Raw genomic sequence first — 4,255 nt, forward strand, 5'->3', positions numbered from 1 at the left:
ATGCGGCTGGATGTACTCCTCGGAACTCGCCCGGCTCACCGTCCGCGAGGACGGCACGGCGAGGGGACGCTTCCTCGGGGGACAGATCTCCTTCATGCTCGCCCGCCCCCAACTGCCGCCACCGCTCGGGCTGCTGCCCGAGCCGGACACGGGAGACGAACGCGGCGCCGTCCACGGCGCCGATGTCCTCAGCGACTGGACGGCCCGCTTCGTCGCCCAGGTGGCAGCTCCCCGCGCCCAGAAGATCACGCTCACCATCGACGGCCAGGAGCGCCACGTCATCATCGACGCCGAAGCCGGCGCGTGGGCAGCACTCACCCAGGACGGAGACAAGTGGACCGTCCGCCAGGGCGGGCCGACCCGGATCTGGGACGACATCGAGGAGCACCTGACCTGGTGGATCACCGACGGCTCCCCGTCCCTGGAGCGGTTCGAGATCACCGTCACGCCCGAGGGCCAGACGATCACCTGGCCACGGCGAACGGCCTGAGACAGACCGGCCGCCGCCTCGCCCTCCTTCGGGAAGGCGAGGGCGTTCGCGTTGTTCAGGGGCGCGCGGCCGCGACGGCGTCGGTGTAGAGCTCGGTCGTCAGGTCGTCCTCGCTGATCCCGAGCTCGGCCAGTACGGCCCGGACGACGGTGAGCGCCGGCGCGAGGTCGTCCTGGGTGGTTGCGACGGTCTCGACCTCGATGAAGGTCGCGTTCAGCTCAGGGACCCGGACGAGAGTGGCCAGCAAGCGTCGCCGGTCGCGCTCGAAGGAGTAGTTGCGGCACCGCTTCTCGAACTGGATGCGCGGATTGAAGCCCAGCCCTCGCACGATCTCGTGCATCGCCTCGGCGTCCTCAACCCTGGTCTCGGCCTCCGGCTTCGATCCGGATGCCTCGTCGACCCGAGCGCCCTTGTACGTGAGCACGGTGCGGGTGTCGTCGGGGCTGTGGACGGTACGGATCCTGAGCTCGCGGTCCTCGCCCATGAGGCTGCCGTCGGGGGCGTCGTAGTAGGTGTCGCGGTAGACCTCGGCGCGGCCGGCGCCGTGCCGGTCCTCCAGTTGCCTGAGGACCGCCTCAGGGTCACGCACAACCGCCTTGAGCTCCGCCTCGATCGCCATTCCGGTTCCTCCGTCAGATCACGCGTTCAGCGCCGTCCAGCAACACCTCGAACTGCCTTTGCCAGCCCGGATACAAGGGCCCGCTGGGGGCGGGCAGCACCTTATACGTTGCCGACTCGTGCCCCTCCCAATCCGCGTCGAAGGTCCCGACGTAGAGGGTGCGGTCCAAGCGGATGAGGCGCCACACGGGCACGGTGGAGTATCGGTACACCTCGACGTGCCCGACCTCGGCCAGCTCACGAAGTCGGGCCTCGGCAAGGAGGATCCCGCTGGCGAGGGACTCGATCGACTCTCCGATCTCGGACGCGCGGCGCGCAGCCGCCGGCGAGCGCGGGTCGAGGAGAAGGACACGTAGGCGCGGGGCCTGGTCACCGTCGCGGCCAAGATGCTGCCGCAGCAGCGAGTTGCTGAGGGCAAGCAGGCCGAGCCCGCGTACAGCAAGTACGTCCAGCTCAGCCGCGGACCGGGCGGCGCGTTGGACCTCGGCGGCGGCCGCCGCCTGATCGCTGTAGACCCGGACGATCTCGGGAAACGCGGCCAGGTCGAATGCGGCGCCAGGCGTGCGTTGGCCCTCGGTTCGGGGCGCGAGTCCCAGCAGGCGTCGCGCGGAGTCGGGCAGGTTGAGGCCATCGGCGATGCGCTCGAAGACGTCAAGCCGACTGACCTCTCGGCGCCCATTGATGATCTCGTTGACGCGGCTCTGCGTCATGCCGACCTGTACGGCGAGCCGGGCCTGGCTCGCGCCGCTGTGGTGCTGGACGTATCGGAAGAGCGCGGCAACGTCCCGGCGACGGAGTGCGTCACGGACCTCCTCGTTCTGCCATGCGAGATCCGGCAGTTTGATCGGCTCCAGCGCAGTTCCCAAGGCCCGGACCTCCAGCCCGACAATACATCTCACAGTGAGATTACCGCTTGGGTATCGGGATTGACGCCTCGTCAGTCGATGCTGGATGTGTGCCCCTCGCGCCTGAGAGACCTGGAGCGTTCATGGCGACTACCGAGCGTCCCCCCGACGCCCCGGACCTGGCAGATCGCGCTTCGGAGTCCCGTCCCCGGACGCCGCGACGGCCGCCGAGCAAACCTGCGACCGCAGCGCTGATCGCTGCCTGCCGGGCCGATTACAAGCAGGCGCGGGCCGAGGCGCGGCGCCGGCCCCCTGACCCCTACAGACACACGCCCCTGACGTGGGAGTACCACCGACGCAACGGGGGAACTCGTGTCGCTCCATGAGGCTGAACAGGACGGCGCCACCAGCGGGTTCGGGTGCCTCGACTGCGACTACTACGTCCGCGCCACGCGCCAGTACCCGGCCACGGACTACCCCGTCATCAACGCGCGGCTCGCCCGGCGTTGGCAGCAACACGTCGACGACGGCGAGTGCCCGGTGGGGGTCTCGGGTGACACATGAACCGGAGCCCCGACCACCGGGCTGGACGCTCTTCCTCGGCGGACCCGTGCCATACGACGACACCGACGGACAGGACGGCCCTGATCCGCTTCCCGCACCCCTGGAGCCGGTGGCCGAGTCACTGACGCTCCAGCGGCTGCGGATCGAGGTGCGCAGGATCAACAGCCGCTACTGGCGCCTCTGATGCGCCCCTGGTGGTTCCCGGCGTACCGGCGTCGCGTGGGCGGCCTTACTTGGGCCGGCCGCCGACCAAGGGTGAGAACCCTTCCGCCTGACCCCGCCATTAACCAACACGCGCGCCCCACAGACTTCGCCCGCATTGCCACGGATGGCATACCGGCCGGGCGGATCCGGTGCCGGCACCACGCCCCTTGGCGGCCGGCACCACTCAGATGCCGTCTGGGCCTGACGACGACACCGGACCCAGGCGGCTGCACCACCTACGAGGAGGTACAGCCTGATGTTCGCCCACTCCGACCGGCTCCCCACCGGGAGCCCGCTGCCCACCGGCGTCACCACGCCCGTGCCGTGGGGCGTCCGCAGGATGGCGCCCTACCCTGCGTTCTCGCCCGGATACGCCCGAGTCGAGATCGACCCCGCCACCCAGGCCGGCCGCTACTTCGACGTGACGGGGGCGGTGATGGAGATGCCCGGCCACGGCACCAGCACCGGTACCAACCCGCCCACCAACACCGGCAACCCGTCCGACGGATCCGGCGGCGGCGGGAACGGCGGCGGCGACCAGGACACCGGGAACGACGGAGACCAGTGACCCCTTCCGGCCCGGTGCTGGTCGTCACCATCAAGGACGACCCCACGGCCGACCTGGTGATCGTCGAGCTGCACGACCGGGGCGTCCCGGTCGTGCGGCTCGACTCCGGGGACTTCCCCCACGCCTTGTCGATCGCGGCCACGATCACGTCCGACGGCCTCGAGGGCTCGATCACGACGCCGTCCCGCACCGCCGACCTGTCGACGGTGCGGTCCCTGTACTACCGGCGCCCGTCCGGGTTCACGTTCCCACACCTGGGTGAGCAGGATGCCCGCTTCGCCGCCGCCCAGGCCCGATACGGCCTGGGCGGCGTCATGGCCTCCCTGCCGGGATGCCTGTACGTCAACCACCCGCACCGCATCGGCGACGCCGAGTTCAAGCCCTCAGGCCTCGCCGCCGCCGCTGCCGTCGGCTTCAGGATCCCCCCGACGCTGGTCACCTCGGAACCCGACGCCGCGAGGGCGTTCATCAAGCGCCACGGCCCGGTGATCTACAAGCCGCTGTCGGCGCCGCTCTACCGCATCGACGGCGTCTCCTGCACCGTCGAAGTCGCGGAGGTCGCCGCGGACGGGATCGACGACGCGGTAGCCGGCACCGCCCACCTGTTCCAGCACCGCGTCGACAAGCAGGCCGACATCCGCGTCACCGTCATCGGTGACCAGGTCTTTCCCGTCCGCATCGACTGCGACCTGCTGGACTGGCGGACCGACTACGGCAGACTCACCTACTCCGTCGTCGCCCCGCCATCCGGCATCACCGAGGCCCTGCAGGCCTACCTCACCCACTTCGGGCTGGTCTTCGGCGCTTTCGACTTCGCGGTGGACCGGCAGGGCCGATGGTGGTTCCTGGAGTGCAACCCGTCCGGCCAGTGGTACTGGCTGGAGCCCGAGACCGGCCTGCCGATGCTCACGGCGATGGCCGACCTGCTGGAGAGGAAGACCGGATGACCCGGACCGACGGCGACAG

Annotated in this window: 6 protein-coding genes and 1 pseudogene; 5 read left to right on the forward strand and 2 right to left on the reverse strand. The window is 70.1% G+C overall.

Annotated features, from left to right (window positions below; genetic code table 11):
* Positions 1-490: pseudogene (locus tag PUR71_RS02840) on the forward strand (ATP-grasp peptide maturase system methyltransferase); the annotation flags it as partial.
* 55 nt (positions 491-545) lie between these two features.
* Here PUR71_RS02840 and cyaB read toward each other — a convergent pair.
* Both cyaB and PUR71_RS02850 read right to left on the reverse strand, forming a co-directional pair.
* Positions 546-1,109, reverse strand: a complete 564-nt coding sequence (gene cyaB, locus PUR71_RS02845; RefSeq protein WP_329924696.1) for a class IV adenylate cyclase — start codon at positions 1,107-1,109, stop codon at positions 546-548.
* A 13-nt stretch (positions 1,110-1,122) separates the two neighbouring features.
* Positions 1,123-1,974 carry a helix-turn-helix domain-containing protein gene (locus tag PUR71_RS02850; RefSeq protein WP_329924697.1) on the reverse strand — a complete coding sequence of 284 codons (852 nt, stop codon included), beginning with the start codon at positions 1,972-1,974 and terminating at the stop codon, positions 1,123-1,125.
* A 351-nt stretch (positions 1,975-2,325) separates the two neighbouring features.
* Here PUR71_RS02850 and PUR71_RS02855 point away from each other — a divergent pair, with 351 nt between their 5' ends.
* The 4 genes from PUR71_RS02855 to tgmB all read left to right on the forward strand — a co-directional run bounded on the left by PUR71_RS02855 (position 2,326) and on the right by tgmB (position 4,236).
* Positions 2,326-2,517, forward strand: a complete 192-nt coding sequence (locus PUR71_RS02855) for a hypothetical protein (protein WP_329924698.1) — start codon at positions 2,326-2,328, stop codon at positions 2,515-2,517.
* Between the two features lie 46 nt (positions 2,518-2,563).
* The gene (locus PUR71_RS02860) at positions 2,564-2,701 is read left to right on the forward strand and encodes a hypothetical protein (RefSeq protein ID WP_329924699.1); all 138 of its coding nucleotides are present in this window, start codon (positions 2,564-2,566) and stop codon (positions 2,699-2,701) included.
* A gap of 276 nt (positions 2,702-2,977) precedes the next feature.
* Complete coding sequence (tgmA, locus tag PUR71_RS02865; RefSeq protein WP_329924700.1) at positions 2,978-3,289, forward strand: putative ATP-grasp-modified RiPP; 312 nt, start codon at positions 2,978-2,980, stop codon at positions 3,287-3,289.
* Positions 3,286-4,236 carry an ATP-grasp ribosomal peptide maturase gene (gene tgmB, locus PUR71_RS02870; protein WP_329924701.1) on the forward strand — a complete coding sequence of 317 codons (951 nt, stop codon included), beginning with the start codon at positions 3,286-3,288 and terminating at the stop codon, positions 4,234-4,236. The genes tgmA and tgmB overlap by 4 nt, the downstream gene beginning before the upstream one ends.
* Positions 4,237-4,255 lie beyond the last annotated feature (19 nt).

Source organism: Streptomyces sp. SP17BM10 (assembly GCF_036322405.1).
Classification (GTDB): Bacteria; Actinomycetota; Actinomycetes; order Streptomycetales; family Streptomycetaceae; genus Kitasatospora.